The organism is Aequorivita xiaoshiensis (assembly GCF_022008395.1).
Classification (GTDB): Bacteria; Bacteroidota; Bacteroidia; order Flavobacteriales; family Flavobacteriaceae; genus Aequorivita; species Aequorivita xiaoshiensis.
In genome coordinates, this window is record NZ_JAIRBB010000010.1 from 1 (window position 1) to 16,250 (window position 16,250).

At 35.3% G+C, this 16,250-nt stretch carries 14 protein-coding genes and 1 pseudogene; 11 read left to right on the top strand and 4 right to left on the bottom strand.

The window, feature by feature from the left end:
- Nucleotides 1-487: 487 nt before the first annotated feature.
- A complete protein-coding gene (locus K8344_RS10795) occupies nucleotides 488-1,189 on the bottom strand; it encodes a DUF4294 domain-containing protein (protein ID WP_237608705.1) in 702 nt (233 codons plus the stop codon).
- A 126-nt stretch (nucleotides 1,190-1,315) separates the two neighbouring features.
- On the opposite strand from K8344_RS10795, the gene K8344_RS10800 reads away from it, so the two are divergent.
- Nucleotides 1,316-2,401 carry a M42 family metallopeptidase gene (locus K8344_RS10800; protein ID WP_237608706.1) on the top strand — a complete coding sequence of 362 codons (1,086 nt, stop codon included), beginning with the start codon at nucleotides 1,316-1,318 and terminating at the stop codon, nucleotides 2,399-2,401.
- Between the two features lie 100 nt (nucleotides 2,402-2,501).
- Here the strand turns inward: K8344_RS10800 and K8344_RS10805 are convergent, their stop codons facing one another.
- Nucleotides 2,502-3,884 (bottom strand): alanine/glycine:cation symporter family protein, encoded by a 1,383-nt coding sequence (locus tag K8344_RS10805; protein WP_237608707.1) that lies wholly within the window; start codon nucleotides 3,882-3,884, stop codon nucleotides 2,502-2,504.
- 78 nt (nucleotides 3,885-3,962) lie between these two features.
- On the opposite strand from K8344_RS10805, the gene K8344_RS10810 reads away from it, so the two are divergent.
- Nucleotides 3,963-5,231, top strand: a complete 1,269-nt coding sequence (locus K8344_RS10810) for an acyloxyacyl hydrolase (RefSeq protein WP_237608708.1) — start codon at nucleotides 3,963-3,965, stop codon at nucleotides 5,229-5,231.
- A 52-nt stretch (nucleotides 5,232-5,283) separates the two neighbouring features.
- Here K8344_RS10810 and K8344_RS10815 read toward each other — a convergent pair whose 3' ends face one another.
- A complete protein-coding gene (locus K8344_RS10815) occupies nucleotides 5,284-6,234 on the bottom strand; it encodes a phosphoribosylaminoimidazolesuccinocarboxamide synthase (RefSeq protein WP_237608709.1) in 951 nt (316 codons plus the stop codon).
- Between the two features lie 60 nt (nucleotides 6,235-6,294).
- Complete coding sequence (locus tag K8344_RS10820; RefSeq protein ID WP_185098028.1) at nucleotides 6,295-7,248, bottom strand: PhoH family protein; 954 nt, start codon at nucleotides 7,246-7,248, stop codon at nucleotides 6,295-6,297.
- A gap of 198 nt (nucleotides 7,249-7,446) precedes the next feature.
- Between K8344_RS10820 and K8344_RS10825 the strand changes: the two genes are divergently transcribed.
- The 9 genes and pseudogenes from K8344_RS10825 (at nucleotide 7,447) to K8344_RS10865 (ending at nucleotide 16,032) form a co-directional block, all read left to right on the top strand.
- On the top strand, nucleotides 7,447-8,286 hold the full coding sequence (locus tag K8344_RS10825; RefSeq protein ID WP_237608710.1) for an SAM hydrolase/SAM-dependent halogenase family protein: 840 nt from the start codon (nucleotides 7,447-7,449) through the stop codon (nucleotides 8,284-8,286).
- Nucleotides 8,287-8,368: 82 nt separating this feature from the next.
- A complete protein-coding gene (locus tag K8344_RS10830; RefSeq protein ID WP_237608711.1) occupies nucleotides 8,369-8,662 on the top strand; it encodes a putative quinol monooxygenase in 294 nt (97 codons plus the stop codon).
- A gap of 42 nt (nucleotides 8,663-8,704) precedes the next feature.
- Nucleotides 8,705-9,412, top strand: coding sequence for a gliding motility-associated ABC transporter permease subunit GldF (gene gldF, locus K8344_RS10835; protein ID WP_139856731.1), 708 nt, complete (start codon nucleotides 8,705-8,707; stop codon nucleotides 9,410-9,412).
- Nucleotides 9,412-11,103: a gliding motility-associated ABC transporter substrate-binding protein GldG gene (gldG, locus tag K8344_RS10840; RefSeq protein WP_237608712.1), complete on the top strand. Its 1,692-nt coding sequence runs from the start codon at nucleotides 9,412-9,414 to the stop codon at nucleotides 11,101-11,103. The genes gldF and gldG overlap by 1 nt, the downstream gene beginning before the upstream one ends.
- 251 nt (nucleotides 11,104-11,354) lie before the next feature.
- Entirely contained in the window at nucleotides 11,355-12,473 is a 1,119-nt protein-coding gene (dnaN, locus tag K8344_RS10845; protein ID WP_165149536.1) for a DNA polymerase III subunit beta, read from the top strand.
- Nucleotides 12,474-12,668: 195 nt separating this feature from the next.
- Nucleotides 12,669-14,084, top strand: coding sequence for a tRNA uridine-5-carboxymethylaminomethyl(34) synthesis GTPase MnmE (gene mnmE, locus K8344_RS10850; RefSeq protein WP_237608713.1), 1,416 nt, complete (start codon nucleotides 12,669-12,671; stop codon nucleotides 14,082-14,084).
- Nucleotides 14,085-14,567: 483 nt separating this feature from the next.
- Nucleotides 14,568-15,317, top strand: coding sequence for a hypothetical protein (locus tag K8344_RS10855; RefSeq protein WP_237608714.1), 750 nt, complete (start codon nucleotides 14,568-14,570; stop codon nucleotides 15,315-15,317).
- A 192-nt stretch (nucleotides 15,318-15,509) separates the two neighbouring features.
- Nucleotides 15,510-15,731: pseudogene (locus K8344_RS10860) on the top strand (DEAD/DEAH box helicase family protein); the annotation flags it as partial.
- An 85-nt stretch (nucleotides 15,732-15,816) separates the two neighbouring features.
- Nucleotides 15,817-16,032 carry a hypothetical protein gene (locus K8344_RS10865; protein WP_237608716.1) on the top strand — a complete coding sequence of 72 codons (216 nt, stop codon included), beginning with the start codon at nucleotides 15,817-15,819 and terminating at the stop codon, nucleotides 16,030-16,032.
- The last annotated feature ends 218 nt before the right edge of the window (nucleotides 16,033-16,250 follow it).

Genomic DNA, 16,250 nt, shown 5'->3' on the forward strand with positions numbered 1-16,250 from the left:
AATAAATTAAAAAAGATTTGAAAGAACTTTTACGCTTCACCCTAAAACTAAAAAAAACGTTTTCCAAAGCGGGGTGCAAATATAAAACCATTTTTCATACCCGCAACACTTTTGAAAAAGTATTTTTATAAAATTTTAAAGAGCGAGTTTTTAACCCCTGAAACAAGCAATTCTGTTTCGTTAAGCGGGTGCAAATATAACCCCGTTTTTTAACCCCACAACATTAATTTAAACTTTTTTTAATGCCTACTTAATAATAATATCTAAGTATTTGAAAAAGCAACACTTAGATTAAAAATAAATTATCAGTATTTTACCTTGATGTATATTCCAGTTGCTTTGTAATGCAAAACCTACCACCAATTAAATAATTACTATTGCTTAAAACAACTATAAATTATCTCTAAAAGCACATTAACTAGCTTAGAAAAAAAGAGCGAATTACAAACTTACTATCATTGTAACTTCTATGCAATAAAAACCTAACTTATTTATTAACAGCACCTTTACTCCAGTGCGTGCTTAATTCAGAGAAATCAATTGGGAAAGCTGGCTCCTGTCTTTCCAGGATATAGTCTCGGAAAGAGCGCTCTAATATATCTTCAATTAGGTAGTCCTCCTCTACTTCAAATGGGTTGTATTCCTCTTTTAAGGATATTTCAAAAAAACTAGCGGTGGTATTATACCAAAAGGCTCGCCATCCAGTTCGTAATTCTTTTACAAGATCAAAAGCAGTAGTTCCCGTTTGTCTATGGATAAGCTTAACTAGTATTTGCCCCTCTGAATGAGTAAGTTTTTTCAACCTATCAGAAAACTCTCCTTCTATATATTTTTGAATTCTTTTAGTATATCGTTTCTTGTCTCTATTCTTTTCGATTGTCTTTAATCTTTCTTTCATTGTTGTTAATCGCTCAGCAGCTAGTTTAGCATAAGGGTACACTTTACGTGTTTTTCGTCGTAATATCAAATAACGCATTCTATCTTCTTTAGAAGTAAATTGCATTTTCTTCAGCAAATACACCTCATCGAGGTTAATCATTTCACGCGCAATTGTATCTCCTTCTATGATATAGTACATAACCTGTACGGTATCTTTTTCTTTTTCGAGCTTAAGAGTATCAACTTGGGCAAAAGTAGATGTGAATCCAAAAAGGAGTATACATATATATATAGGTATTCTAAACTTCATTCAAATTAGGTATTAATATAGTAAGCTACTATTATCCAAAAACGTTCCAAAATTAAGCAAATTGCTTGGTCAAGCTTAATAAGAAATTGCTAATTTTACCGAAGACCTATATATAAGACGAAAACTATGAAGAAATCAATATTGAACGACAATTCATTAAAATTTTTAAAAGAATACTTAAACAATGCCGCGCCTACTGGTTATGAATGGGACGGTCAAAAGTTATGGATGAATTATCTAAAACCTTATGTAGATGAGTTTTTTACTGATACCTACGGTTCAGCAGTGGCTGTAATTAATCCAAAAGCAAAGTTTAAGGTGGTTATTGAAGGACATGCCGATGAGATTTCTTGGTATGTAAACTTCATTGACGATAACGGATTACTTTATGTGATTAGAAATGGTGGTAGTGATCACCAAATTGCACCTTCTAAAATGGTGAATATTCACACTAAAAATGGAATTGTAAAAGGAGTATTTGGTTGGCCTGCTATTCACACGCGAAATAAAAGCAAGGAAGAAGCTCCAAAACCAGATAATATATTCATTGATGTAGGAGCTAAAGACAAAGATGAAGTTGAAAAAATGGGAATTCACGTTGGTTGTGTAATTACCTACCCAGATGAATTTCACATTTTAAACAATAACAAATTTGTTTGTCGCGCATTAGACAATAGAATGGGTGGTTTTATGATTGCAGAAGTTGCAAGATTAATACACGAAAACAAAAAAGAATTGCCATTCGGACTTTATATTACAAACTCTGTACAAGAAGAAATAGGTTTACGCGGGGCACAAATGATTGCTGAACGCATTAAACCAAATGTTGCGATTGTTACAGACGTTACTCACGACACCACTACTCCAATGATTGACAAAAAGAAACAAGGTTTTGCCGAAATTGGATCTGGTCCTGTTATCGCTTATGCTCCAGCAGTTCAGCAAAAACTACGTGACTTAATTGTTGAAACAGCAGAAGAAAACAAAATTCCATTCCAACGAGCTGCACTTTCTAGAGCAACAGGAACTGACACTGATGCGTTTGCTTACAGTAACGAAGGAGTTGCAAGTGCATTAATATCTCTTCCGCTTCGATATATGCATACCACTGTGGAAATGGTTCATAAAGATGATGTAGAGAATGTAATTAAGCTTATTTACGAATCACTTTTAAAAATTAAAGACGGAGAAACGTTTAGCTATTTTGACTAGGTAATTACATCCTCTTAATTTCCAACAAGAAGTTTATTTGTTGATACATAAAAAAACGACCTTCAATAACATTATCAATTGAAGGTCGTTTTATTCGTTCTTATTTGTTTTTAGCATCTTTCAATTTCGAAAAGTAAATTTTAGCTTGCTTTATTACTTTTGGAGCTAGTATAATAGTAGCCGTCATTGTAGGGATAGCCATAAGTGCAAAAAAAGTATCGATTAAATTAATCATCATACTTAAAGAAGTCGTTGCCCCTAATAGAATACTGATTATATAAAAATAGTTGTAAATCCCTTTGTTTTTAGCGCCGAATATAAAACTCATACACTTGCTTCCATAGTATGAGTATGAAAACAAAGAAGAAATACTAAACACTGCAATACATGCTAAGAGTGCGTATTTACCGACGTAAGGAATACTTTCTCCAAAAGCGGAAGCTGTCAAACTTACTCCATTAGCATCGCTACTCTGCCACACCCCGGTTACTAAAATTGCTAGTGCAGTTAACGTACAGATTACTAAAGTGTCTATAGCTGGGCCAAGCATAGCTACTAACCCCTCACGAATAGGCTCATTTGTTTTAGCTGCTCCGTGAGCCATCGGAGCCGTACCAATACCCGCTTCATTTGAAAATGCACCACGACGAATTCCTAACAGAATTATTCCACCTACTAAACCACCTAAAAATGTATCGCCTTTATAGAAATTTGCGGAAAAAGCATCAGTAAAAATTAGACTTAAATATTTTGGAACTACATCAATATTAACCCCTAATATTATCAGCACTAATATAAAGTAAAGCAAAACCATAGCAGGCACCATTTTTGAAGCAGTTTTGCTAATACGTGAAAGTCCGCCTAGAATAACCACAGCTGTTATTGCAGCCAACACTAAACCTATAAGTAAATCGGTTTTAAAACCGCTATAAAGACCGGCCGGTTTTAATAGGATATCGTTTATAGCTTGTGTTAATTGGTTTACATTAAAAACTGGTAATGCCCCAACTAATCCCGCTATACTAAATAACATTGCCATTGGCATCCATTTTTTTCCTAATCCTTCGATTATAAAATACATTGGCCCACCTTGAACCTTTCCTTCTGAATCTTTTCCGCGGTAGAGAATTGCTAATGTTGCTGTGAAAAATTTAGTCGACATCCCAATTACAGCACTTACCCACATCCAAAATACAGCTCCAGGTCCACCAATTGCAATTGCAACTGCAACACCTGCAATATTCCCCATTCCTACTGTTGAAGATAAAGCCGTCATTAAAGCTTGGAAATGTGTGATTTCTCCCTCGTCATTTTCATCATCATATTTTCCACGAAGCACTGAAATTGCATGTCCTAGGTATCGAAATGGTAAAAATCGAATTCGAATTAAAAGATATATTCCACCTCCTATTAAAATGATTAAAAGTGGTAAACCCCAGGCTATAGAAGACATGTCTGCAATAAAACTATCTAACTTTTCCAAATTGTATAATTATAATTTCAGCTAATTTATGATTAATATTTTTATAATTAATTCGGAAATTGTTACTTGCAATTGCAAATGAGCAGACAACTAACCTTTTTATTGCTAATAATATCTTCTTTAAGCTTTGCGCAAACTAAAGGTGATTGGAAAAAAAATGCGTTCATATTTACTCCTGAAATGCTTTTCGGAAAAACAATGGAAGCTTACGATGGTTTCCCTGAAATAAATCTTCAGAAGCAACTTATTTTAAGTTTTGGTCGAGATCACGGTAACAATCCACAGCAATGGGCACAAAGGTTAAAAAGACCAAAAACTGGGTTGTCGGTTGGTATTACCGACTTTGGAAATGTTGACAGCTTAGGGATAGCCATCATTGGCATGCCTTTTATTGAGTTTAATGCTTTTGGAAGTAATCGTTTTAAGGTATTAACTGGATTAGGAGTTTCTTATTTCACTGAAAAATTTAATGAAGTTACTAGTCCTAATAATCGTGCGGTTAGTACAAATATTACGTGGGCGTTTCGACTATATCTAAATTATCATTTTCTTTCTACTAAAAAAGTAGATTGGCGCGCAGGATTAGGATATTCACATCACTCCAATGGGCATACTCGATTGATGAATAACGGATTTAATTCATTCTTATTAAGTCTTTCTGCAGACATTAAAAATCCATTAAATAAATCGGAAGAAAATAAGGTTGAAAATATTCCTGAGTATAAAAATTCGGTTTATGAGTACATTTCTATACGTAGTGGAATTGGTCAGAACGTTTTTGCCTTAGCCTTTAACGACAAAAAAAATGTTTACACCATAGCAGGTGAGTATGGAAAAGTGTATAACAATACATTTAAGGTGGGAATTGGGTTTTACTATCGTTTTTACCAACATTATTACGACTATATAAAAGGAGAAGAATCCTTAGTACAGCCAGGAAGAGAATTTGATTATTTTAGAAGTAACCCTGTGTATTACGCCAGTAACTTCGGAGTAGTATTACACGGTGAAGTATTATTAAATCATTTTGGAATCGATTTACAGCTAGGTTACAATCTACACAAACCAGCATATAAAGCCGAATGGCGGATTAATGAAGGCTGGGATAAAACCCCTCGTGAAATACCTAAATCATGGGTTTTGGGTGAGTTAAACAGTAAATTCAAGAATAAATACCGCGTTTCTTCTAGATTGGGTTTAAAATATTATTTTTTAGGAATGGAAAAATCTCCAAAAAATAACTTCTTTATTGGCGCACATCTCAACTCTAATCTTGGGCAAGCCGATTTTACCGAAATGAGCTTAGGTTATATTCACAGGTTTAACTCACAAACTACTTCCAAATAAAAAAGCAACCATAAAGAATGGTTGCTTTCGAAACATTTATAGTAGTTGTGATTTATTTCTTTAAATAATCCAATACATTTTTTTCTATACGTTCTTGGATGTTCGACACATCTGCTTTTACAAACTTTTCACCAGTAATATTTTCGTAAAGCTCAATATATCTTTCAGAAACAGACTCGATATACTCATCACTCATCTCAGGTAATTTTTGACCTTCAAGCCCCTGAAATCCATTCTGAATTAGCCATTGACGCACAAATTCTTTTGAAAGTTGTTTTTGTGGCTCTTCATTTTTTTGACGTTCTTCATACCCTTCAGCATAAAAATAACGAGAAGAATCTGGAGTATGGATTTCGTCTATCAAAACGATTTTTCCATCTTTAGTTTTTCCGAATTCATATTTAGTATCTACTAATATCAATCCTCTTTTAGATGCAATTTCGCTACCACGTTTAAAAAGTTTACGTGTATAATCTTCTAATTGGATGTAATCTTCTTCTGAAACAATTCCCTTTTTAATGATATCTTCTCTTGAAATATCTTCATCGTGGTCTCCCATTTCAGCTTTAGTAGCAGGAGTAATTATTGGTTCTGGAAACTTATCGTTTTCCTTCATCCCTTCAGGCATCTCAACTCCGCAAAGTAATCTTTTTCCTGCTTTATACTCGCGAGCAGCGTGGCCACTCATATAACCTCTAATAACCATTTCAACCTTAAAAGGTTCGCAAGCTTCCCCAATAGCAACATTAGGATCTGGAGTTGCTATTAACCAATTAGGAACAAGGTCTTCAGTATCGCGCATCATCTTAGTAGCTATCTGATTTAAAATTTGACCTTTGTAAGGAATTCCTTTTGGCATAACCACATCAAAAGCACTAAGTCTGTCTGTTGCGACCATTAATAATAAGTTGTTCTCTAAAGTATAAACCTCTCGTACTTTTCCGTGGTAAACACTTTTCTGATTTGGAAAATTGAAGTTTGTTGAAGTTATTGTATTACTCATTGTTAGTAAGAATTCGGGATTTGTTATTTCGTTAATTCGAGAGTTAATGTGTTTTTTTTATTAATCTACGTTTTCAATTTTTTTGTACGCAGCAATTACTTCTTTTACTAGACGGTGTCTAATCACATCTTTATCATCCAAATAGATCATTCCAACGCCTTCAACATCTTTCAATACAAGTAATGCCTCTTTTAAACCGGAAGTTATACGTCGTGGAAGATCAATTTGTCCAGGGTCGCCAGTAATCATAAACTTGGCATTTTTACCCATACGCGTTAAGAACATTTTCATTTGGGCATGCGTAGAGTTTTGTGCTTCATCGAGAATTACAAAAGCATTGTCTAAAGTTCTACCACGCATAAAGGCCAATGGTGCTATTTGTATAATTCCGTTTTCAATATGTGCCGTAAGCTTTTCCATAGGAATCATATCGCGAAGAGCATCGTATAACGGTTGCATATATGGATCTAACTTTTCTTTTAAGTCCCCTGGTAAAAAACCTAGGTTCTCCCCTGCTTCAACGGCTGGTCTTGTTAAGATAATACGCTTTACTTCTTTCTCCTTAAGAGCTTTTACAGCTAGTGCCACACCTGTATAGGTTTTCCCCGTTCCCGCAGGACCAACAGCAAAAACCATATCGTTTTTACTCATTAAAGAAACCAATTTACGTTGATTTGCAGTTTGCGCTTTAATAGGTTTTCCATTAACACCGTGAACAATAGTGCCGCCACTACCCTGGGGTGCTTCATATTCTTGTTTATTCTTACTTAAAAGAACACGCTCAATTACGTTTTCGTCAATTTTATTATACTTGACGTATTGTTCTAATAGCATTGCAATGCGGCGATCAAACTCTTCGAGCACCTCTTCATCACCGTAAGCTTTTATCTTATTGCCACGTGCTACAATTTTAAGTTTTGGAAAGTATTTTTTTAATAGACCAATATTAACATCTTCCTGGCCGAAGAAATCCTTTGGGCTAATTTCTGTAAGTTCTATAATGAGTTCGTTCAAAAGGCATTTTTTTAGTCGTTAGATTTATTATGTTAGAAGTTATTCTATTTTACATCAAACTGTAATAAATCATTAAAATTAAAGCCATTAAAATTGTTATGGCGCAATATATTTTTATTAATCAAAAATAGTTTTGGTACTAACAAAAGTAACTTATTTTTGTGGTTATTCTTTTAAGAAAATATCAACAATTCATTTATGGCTATAATTACACTAACAACAGACTTTGGACAGAAGGATCACTTTGTTGGTGCGGTAAAGGGAGCTATTTTTTCAGAAATTGAAAATGTAAATATTGTTGATATCTCCCATTACATTTCACCGTTCCACCTACACGAAGCTGCATACATCATTAAAAACGCTTACAAAAGTTTCCCAAAAGGGAGTATTCACGTAATTGGTGTTGATTCAGAATTAAATCCTGAAAATAAACATATAGCGGTTTATTTGGATGGACATTATTTTATTTGTGCAGACAATGGCATTATATCGATGCTAACTTCCGAAGTGCGACCAGAAAAAATTGTTGAAATAAACATACACGATAGATTTACTAGTAATTTTCCTGTTTTAGATGTTTTCGTTAAGGTTGCTGGACATATTGCGCGTGGTGGAACTCTAGAAGTAATTGGCAAACCTATTACTGAAACTAAAGAGTTAACAGGCATTCGCCCAGTTACAAGCAACCAAAGCAGTCAGATAATTGGAAATGTAATTTATATCGACAATTATGGCAATGTAATTACAAATATAGACAGAAAGCTTTTTGAAGAAGTAGGAAGAGGAAGAGATTTTATAATTCAAGCCCGTACAGTAAAATTCGATAAAATTCATAGAAATTATAGCGATGCTATAAATTTTGATGCCCCACCTGAAAAACGAGAAGAAGATGGAAAAAGAATAGCGCTTTGGAATTCATCTAACTGTTTGGAGTTGGCTATTTATAAGAGTAATCTAACAACAGTTGGCGGTGCTTCAAGTTTATTCGGACTTGATTTTAGAGATACAATCACTGTGATTTTCACGCCAAAACTATGATATTATAAAATAGTATAGTGGTTGCTATATAAATATTAAAATTGCTTTTGAGCCAAGTCTGCTCATACTATAATTAAAGAATATGTTTACAAGAATCGTAAAATTAGAGTTAGAAAAAGAAAACGTAGCCCCATTCCTTTCAAATTTTGAAGAAGTAAAGGAAAAAATCAGGAATTTTCCTGGATGTACTTTTCTTGAACTTTACAACGATAAGAACGATGAAACAATCTTTTTTACTTACAGCCGTTGGAAAGATGAATCAGATTTAGAAAACTACCGCAAAAGTGAACTTTTTAAAGGGGTTTGGAGTGTAACAAAACCTATGTTTAGAAAACGAGCTGAAGCTTGGAGTGTAGATACTGTTGTAAGTTTGTAGTTTGAAAAATTAAAAACCTTGGCGAGAATTCGTCTTTAGATAATGATACCAATCATAAAACGCGAAATAAATTCATTCTTTTCTAGTACCATTGGGTATTTGGTGATTGCCATTTTCTTGGTGATTAACGGCTTATTTTTATGGGTTTTTAGCGGGAATTTTAATATTCCAGATTCAGGCTTTGCAGATCTTTCTCCGTTTTTCGAGCTTGCACCTTGGGTGTTACTTTTCTTAATTCCCGCAGTGTGTATGCGTGCTTTTAGCGATGAAATGAAAATGGGGACACTCGAACTTTTACTTACCAAACCAATTTCACTTTTACAAATAGTATTAGGGAAGTATTTTGGAGCCGTTATACTTATTTTTATCGCACTAATTCCAACAATATTATACGTATTTGCAATTTCCGAACTAGGGAATCCTCCTGGAAATTGGGATGTGGGTAGCACCCTGGGGTCTTATCTTGGACTATTATTTTTAGTGTTCGCTTATACTGCTATAGGTGTATTTTCATCAACGCTTTCACAAAATCAAATTGTCGCTTTTATAATTGCTGTTTTTTTATGTTTCACACTTTATTATGGGTTTGAAGGTTTCTCTACCACAACTTTTAATATTTCTCAATTAGGAATGAAAGCACATTTTGACAGCGTAGCACGAGGCGTCTTAGACACACGAGATTTAATATATTTCTTGAGTGTTACCGTGTTTTTTATTGCTTTAACAGTTTTAAAATTGAAGAAACAATAATGAAAACATCTACAAAAAATACTATCGTTTCCTTAGCGCTTTTAATTGCAGGAGTTGTACTTGTAAATATTCTAGGAGGTTATGTTTACAAACGTTTTGATCTTACTCAAGACAAGCGTTTTACTTTAGCTGAAGAAACTAAAGAAATCATCGACCAAGTAGAATCTCCATTAATAATCGATGTTTTTCTAAAAGGAAATTTTCCTCCAGAATTTAGACGTTTACAGTTAGAAACCGAGCAACTTTTAGACGAATTTAAAGCCTATAATCCCAATATTAAGTTTGAATTTGTAAACCCAAATGAAGAAGGAAATGAAGAGTTTCAACTTCAATTTGAAAAATTTGGACTTACCGCTGCTCAAGTTTCTGTAACAGAAAGCGGTAAACAAAGCACAGAACTTGTTTATCCGTGGGCATTAGCGCATCACAACGGGAAATCGGTTAAAATTGGTTTGTTAAAAAATCAACTAGGAGCTACTTCAGAAGAAAGAGTAAATAGTTCCTTACAAAACCTTCAATATGCTTTTGTAGACGGTTTTAAAAAGTTAGCTCAAGATAAGTCTAAAAAAGTAGCCGTACTTAAGGGTAACGGACAATATGACGACCGCTACATTGCAGACTTCTTTTCAACTTTAAGAGATTATTACTTTATAGCTCCTTTCACATTAGATTCTGTTGCTACCAATCCGGAGAAGACACTAAAAGCATTAAACAACTTCGATTTGGTTATTTCAGCACAACCTACAGAGCCATTTACCGATGCTGAAAAATACATTTTGGACCAATACACAATGAATGGCGGGAAATCTATTTGGTTAATGGATGCCACTCAAATGCACAGAGATACGATTTCGGGAAATAACTTCGCTTTTGGAAGGGATTTAAACCTAAACGATTTCTTTTTTAGTTACGGGATTCGTGTAAATCCAAACCTTGTAAAAGATGTTTATTCGGCTCCTATTGTTTTGGCTAGTGGTGAAGAACGCGAATCGCAATTTAACAGGTATCCTTGGTTTTTTAGTCCGTTGACAAGCAGTGCAAACAATCACCCTATTGTGACCAATATTGAAGCTGTAAAATTTGATTTTGCGAGTGCTATAGACACGCTTCCAAACTCAATTAAAAAAACCGTTTTACTTTCTACTTCACCTATATCAAAAACTGTAGGACTCCCCTTCCCTATTGATTTTGACGTTGAAATACCTAAGAACCTTCAAATAATTAATGAGGGACCAAATATGCAAGAATACAATGGCGGAGAAATTCCTTTGGCTGTCTTGTTGGAAGGAAATTTCAATTCGGTATATAAAAACCGAGTGAAACCAATAAAACTTTCCGGCATTAAAAATATAGACGACGGCAAGCCATCAAAAATGGTGGTAATTAGCGATGGCGATATCATTAAAAACCAAATGCAAGGCAATCGTCCTTTGGAATTAGGCTTTGATAAAATGACGAGTTCTTTCTACGGAAATAAGGAATTTTTGCTGAATACCGTCAATTACCTTCTTGACGACAACGGACTTATAAACATTCGAACAAGGCAAATTGCGGTTCCTTTTCTAGACCCTCAAAAAGTTAGTGAACAGCGTGGGAAGTGGCAAACCCTTAACTTATTGTTACCGTTGGCCTTACTCGCTCTTTTTGGAATTGCATTCCACTACTTCCGCAAACGTCATTACACTCGCTAAATGTTGATAAGTTTGTTTTAACAAACACTTCAATTGAAATATATTTGTGGTTCGACAGGCTCAGCAACCTTAATTGTTTTGGAATAAAAAAATTTAAGAGATTTAAGTCGAGCTCTGTAGAAATGCTCTTTAACTAGAATGAATAGGTTGTAACAATAATGAGCTTTACTAGCTCAACACCCCTTCATTTTTGTTGTTTGTTATTTTACTGAAGAGTATTATTAAAAATTATTTCATAAAAAACACATATAATGAAATTCATCGTATCGAGTTCGTATTTATTAAAACAACTGCAAGTTTTAGGCGGAATTATCAATAGCAATAACACTTTGCCTATTTTAGATAATTTCCTTTTCGATCTAGACAACAAGAGCCTTACCGTTTCTGCATCAGATTTAGAAACTACAGTATCTTCAAAACTAGAAGTTGAAAGCACAGAAAAAGGAATGGTTTGTATTCCTGCAAGACTGTTATTAGATACTTTAAAAACATTTCCAGAGCAGCCGTTAACGTTTACTGTTGAAGACAACAACACTATCGAAATCAGCTCAAATCACGGTAAATATGCTGTGGCTTACGTAAGTGGTGAGGAATTTCCAAATGCAGTAGAGTTAAAAGATCCTTCATCTACAGTAGTACAAGGAGATGTATTAGCTACTGCAATTAGCAAAACTATTTTTGCTTCAGGAAATGATGATCTTCGTCCAGTAATGAGCGGTGTTTTCTTTCAGTTTTCAACAGAGAATTTAGTTTTTGTAGCAACAGATGCTCACAAACTAGTAAAATACACTCGCGACGATTTAAGCGCTTCGCAAACTGCCGAGTTCATTATGCCTAAGAAACCTCTAAACCTTCTTAAAAGCATACTTGCAGGTAGTGAGGAAGATGTTATTATTGAATACAACGAAAGCAACGCTAAGTTTATATTCGAAAACATCGAAATGGTATGTCGTTTAATCGACGGGAAATATCCAAATTACGAAGCGGTAATTCCAAAAGAGAATCCAAACAAACTGGTAATTGATAGAAATCAATTTCTGAATTCAGTTCGAAGAGTTTCTATTTTCTCAAGTAAAACAACCCACCAGATTCGTTTAAAAATTGCAGGTGCAGAGTTGAATATTTCAGCTGAAGATATCGATTACAGCAATAAAGCAGAAGAGCGCTTAACTTGTGATTACCAAGGAGACGATATGCAAATTGGGTTTAACAGTCGTTTCTTAACAGAAATGCTAAACAACCTAACTAGTGACGAAGTTTCTTTGGCAATGAGCCTTCCTAACCGCGCAGGAATTCTTACTCCTGTTGATGGATTGGACGAAGGTGAAACAGTTACTATGCTTGTAATGCCGGTTATGTTGAATAACTAGAGGCTAGAGGCTAGAGGCTAGAAGAAAATTAAAGAATGTCTACCGGTTTGGTAGGCGTTTTTTGTTTATTTACTTTCTTACTTACTTACTATCATTTTATAAGCATACGGAAAATTGAATTCGGATAATTTATAAGCTTAATTCAACACCACTTAAGATTGAAGTTTTATCAAACTATATCTTACCTTTGCCTCAATGACACACACAGATACTATTGTTGCAATGGCAACTCCGGCTGGTGCGGGAGCAATTGCTGTTTTAAGGCTTTCAGGACCTGAGGCTATTCCTATAGCTTCATCTATTTTTACATCAGTTTCGGGTAAGTCCCTAGCAGAACAGAAAACGCATACTGTACACTTAGGGCATATTAAGGATGGTGAAAAAATAATAGACGAAGTTCTAGTTTCAATTTTTAAAAACCCAAATAGTTATACAGGAGAAGATGTGATTGAAATTTCTTGTCACGGTAGTAATTACATCCAGCAGGAAATTATTCAACTATGTCTTCGTAAAGGATGTCGAATGGCTCAGGCTGGGGAATTTACCTTAAGAGCATTTCTCCACGGAAAAATGGATTTAAGTCAAGCCGAAGCCGTTGCCGACCTTATTGCGAGTGATAGTGCTGCTAGTCATCAACTAGCAATACAGCAAATGCGTGGCGGTTTCTCTTCTGAAATTAAACGACTTCGAGAAGAGCTTCTAAATTTTGCGTCCTTAATTGAATTAGAATTAGATTTTGCTGAAGAAGATGTAGAGTTCGCAAATCGTGAGGACTTCCAAAAGCTAATTTCTAAAATTACTCACGTTCTTAAACGACTTATAGATTCGTTTGCCACAGGAAATGTACTTAAAAATGGTATTCCTGTTGCGATTGTTGGGGAGCCTAATGTTGGGAAATCAACTTTATTGAATGCATTACTAAACGAAGAAAGAGCCATCGTTAGCGACATTGCAGGTACCACCCGCGATACTATTGAAGATGAAATTACCATTGGCGGAATTGGTTTTAGATTTATAGACACGGCAGGAATACGCGAAACAACTGATACAATTGAAGGCTTAGGAATTCAAAAAACCTTTCAGAAAATTGAACAAGCGCAGGTAGTTATCTATTTATTCGATTCGGAAAAGTTTAATTCTGAGGTTTCGGGACAAAAATCAAAATTCAAAGTTGAAATAGAAACCATCAAAAACAAATACCCTCAGAAAAACTTAATAATTGTAGCTAATAAGGTCGATAAACTTTCTGAAGAGGAAAGACAAAAACTAAAGGTTACACTGAGCGAAATTGACAACTCTTCCGCTTTATTACTTTCAGCAAAATCAAATCTTGGGGTTGAAGAACTTCAAAACAAACTATTAGATTTTGTAAACACTGGCGCCCTACGAAATAACGAAACAATTGTAACAAACAGCCGTCATTACGATTCGATGCTAAAAGCTTTAGAGGAAATAATTAAAGTACAACAAGGTATCGACAACAACCTGAGTGGAGATTTATTAGCTATTGATATACGTCAGGCCTTGTATTACTTTGGTGAAATCACCGGGGAAATTTCCAACGACGAGCTCCTAGGTAATATTTTTGCTAATTTTTGTATTGGAAAGTAGTTGCTTTTATTGGTACCCCATTACATTATTTCTACGAATTTCGGCTCATGCTCCGGTCTGCGGAACGTGTTGCCATGAATGTATCCATTCCTTATCCGATTATTTTCTGATGCCGTTCTAACGGGGTTTAGTCCCTGTCTTGTTGGATGCATCCTTAATTTACTATTCGTCTTAGATGGATATACCTGCTGTATTACTTTAATGTGGGTCGTTATAAGCACGCTATAACCATACTATAGCTATGCTATAACCATGCTATACGCGGTATTGAAATATAGTGTATATTTGGAGGAGTAAGTGGTTGAAATTATGGGAGTTATGGGTTATGAGTTATGGGTTATGAGTTGTGTGGGTTATGAGTTAGGAGTGTGGGAGACGGAAGACGGGAGATGGGAGACTGAGGACTTAGGACTGTGGACTGAGGACAGGAGACTGAATGCTGAATACTGGGATTGGTTAATTTAATTTAAAATCGTTGAAGTTATGGCAAAGCAAAAGAGTATTATTCCGATGGTTGGGACGATTGGCGGGATTAATTTTTATTTTTTGAATGGGAAGCCTGTGGCGCGTATTGCTGGGGGTGGTTTTAATTCGAAGGATGTTAGAACTAAAAAGAGCATGCAAAGGGTGCGGGAAAATGGGAGTGAATTTGGGGATTGTTCTCGGGTGAATAAGAAATTTAGGGAGGCCTTGCGGCCGTTTTATAGCAACCATAGGTTTACCTTTTTTCATAGTCGGTTGATGACTTTGTTTACGGCCATAAAAGCGCTGGATGTGGTGAACGTTCGTGGCAAACGTCAGGTTTTTAGGGGATTGGAGCATGATGCCGGAAAAGCCCTGCTTCGAGATTTCACATATACGCCAGATTGCGTGTTAAGTCAGGTGCTGCCTTTTGAATCTATTATGGATTGGGCCACTTATACGTTTCAATTTTTGAAGTTTTCTATGGATCGGGTTTCTTTTATTGCAGGGGCGACGCATGTGGCCCTACACTTTGGAGTTTTGGACTTTAATTTTGAGACTCTGGCGTACCAGCTGCACATGGCTGAGCCACAAATGCTGCCCAGAGACTTTGCGGGTACGTGTTTGAGTATGACGCCAACAAGTTTCCCTGCGGGATTGGGGACGCCATTGGCGGTATTGGGGATTCGGTATTACCAGGAGGTTGATGGGGCGATGTACTTGTTGCATGCGCAGAATGGGGTGGGGATTGCGGTGGTGTCTGTTGTTTAGTAGGTAGGATTAAGTATTAAGAAAGGTAGAGGGTAGATTGATTGTTTGGGGTTGGATGTGAGAAGCGTGTTTTAAGGGTTTTGATTTAAGGGACCTAGTTTTCTGAACTCTACAGTAATAATTCATTTTTTGTGGAAGTTAATGAAAATGAGATCCTAAAAAACTCATAGAAACTGCTTCTTTTAGAAAGATATTCCTTTTTTACTTACAGGAAATTTTGCGCCACGCTATTATCAAGAGATTGCAGTAAATAAAGTAATGGAACATGTTGCTGATGGCGATAAGCGTATATTATTAACTCTTGCTACAGGAACAGGAAAAACATTTATTTCCTTCCAGATTGTACATAAGCTATTACAGGCAAAGTGGAACTTAGAAGGTAATGCCAGAAGACTACGTATTTTATTGGTCTCAAAAATAGTTAAAACTATGCACTTTAGTGCATCTCGCTTTAGCTTCTAAAAATACCTACCTTTGTTTTATGACAGACAAAGGGTAAATGGTTATACAGTTTCGAGGGAGTATAAGGCTCCCAAAACACTTCAACCGGCAGAAATATTTAGAAGTTGCCAAAGCATTGAAAATTCCAGCAAAAACAGCTGAAGGTTATATTACAAGCTTTATAAAAGCAAATCTCATTCATCGCGAACAGCAGGACAACTATTTAAATCTCCTTAATGAGGAAAATGAGGATGTTGAGGAAATCAAGGATTAAATATCCTTAGTTTCCTCGGTTTCCTTAAAGTCCTTAATTCAATGAACAGATTATAAGTAAGTTAAGATTGTTTGTTTTATTTTCCTTTTTTACGGTTTTCCTTATCCTTTTTTCACAAATTATTCTTACATTGGACAAAATTTGACAAGTCAAAATATAAAAGGCGTGAAATGTCCAACTGTTGTAGTAAAATCAATAGTTTAAAACAAAAGGACATT

Coding starts and splice junctions, on each gene's coding strand:
- K8344_RS10825 (WP_237608710.1), top strand. CDS start 7,447: ATGGCTATAATTACACTAACAACAGACTTTGGACAGAAGGATCACTTT.
- K8344_RS10815 (WP_237608709.1), bottom strand. CDS start 6,234: ATGAGTAATACAATAACTTCAACAAACTTCAATTTTCCAAATCAGAAA.
- K8344_RS10795 (WP_237608705.1), bottom strand. CDS start 1,189: ATGAAGTTTAGAATACCTATATATATATGTATACTCCTTTTTGGATTC.
- gldG (WP_237608712.1), top strand. CDS start 9,412: ATGAAAACATCTACAAAAAATACTATCGTTTCCTTAGCGCTTTTAATT.
- dnaN (WP_165149536.1), top strand. CDS start 11,355: ATGAAATTCATCGTATCGAGTTCGTATTTATTAAAACAACTGCAAGTT.
- K8344_RS10855 (WP_237608714.1), top strand. CDS start 14,568: ATGGCAAAGCAAAAGAGTATTATTCCGATGGTTGGGACGATTGGCGGG.
- gldF (WP_139856731.1), top strand. CDS start 8,705: ATGATACCAATCATAAAACGCGAAATAAATTCATTCTTTTCTAGTACC.
- K8344_RS10800 (WP_237608706.1), top strand. CDS start 1,316: ATGAAGAAATCAATATTGAACGACAATTCATTAAAATTTTTAAAAGAA.
- K8344_RS10830 (WP_237608711.1), top strand. CDS start 8,369: ATGTTTACAAGAATCGTAAAATTAGAGTTAGAAAAAGAAAACGTAGCC.
- mnmE (WP_237608713.1), top strand. CDS start 12,669: ATGACACACACAGATACTATTGTTGCAATGGCAACTCCGGCTGGTGCG.
- K8344_RS10865 (WP_237608716.1), top strand. CDS start 15,817: ATGGTTATACAGTTTCGAGGGAGTATAAGGCTCCCAAAACACTTCAAC.
- K8344_RS10810 (WP_237608708.1), top strand. CDS start 3,963: ATGAGCAGACAACTAACCTTTTTATTGCTAATAATATCTTCTTTAAGC.